This is a genomic window from Pseudomonas sp. GW821-FHT12A04, from assembly GCF_058807755.1.
Genome location: NZ_JBXAQZ010000034.1, coordinates 1 through 570, shown reverse-complemented (window position 1 = coordinate 570; position 570 = coordinate 1). Strand labels below are relative to the sequence as shown.

1 protein-coding gene is annotated in these 570 nt (G+C 62.8%); it reads left to right on the top strand.

All coding sequences use genetic code 11. The annotated features are described in order from the left end of the window. Positions 1–570 (top strand): immunoglobulin-like domain-containing protein (locus AC1RS8_RS28025; protein ID WP_493164250.1); only part of this gene is annotated, 570 nt, incomplete at both ends.

Below are 570 nucleotides of genomic sequence, written 5' to 3'. Positions count from 1 at the left end.
ATTACCATCGACGCGGGCCAGACCAGCGGCAGCGTGAACGTCCCGACTGCGGCCAACGACATCTATAACAACGGCAGTACCGTCAGCACCACCATCACCGGCACCACCGGCGGCAACTTCGAGAGCCTGGTGCCGAACACCACACCAGCCGTGACCACCATCACCGACTCCGTGGACAACACAGGGCTGACCCTGACCGCCACCGGCAACATCACCGAAGGCGGCCAGATCACCTACACGGCGACCCTGAGCAATCCGGCCGGCACACCGATGACCGTGACCTTGAGCAATGGCTCGGTCATTACCATCGACGCGGGCCAGACCAGCGGCAGCGTGAACGTCCCGACTGCGGCCAACGACGTCTATAACAACGGCAGCACCGTCAGCACCACCATCACCAGTACCACCGGCGGCAACTTCGAGAACTTGGTGCCGAACACCACGCCGGCTGTGACCACCATCACTGACTCGATTGACACCACAACGGTGACCCTGACCGCGACCCCGAGCGTGGACGAAAACGGCACCATCACTTACACCGCGACCTTGACCGATGCCCAGGGCAAACCG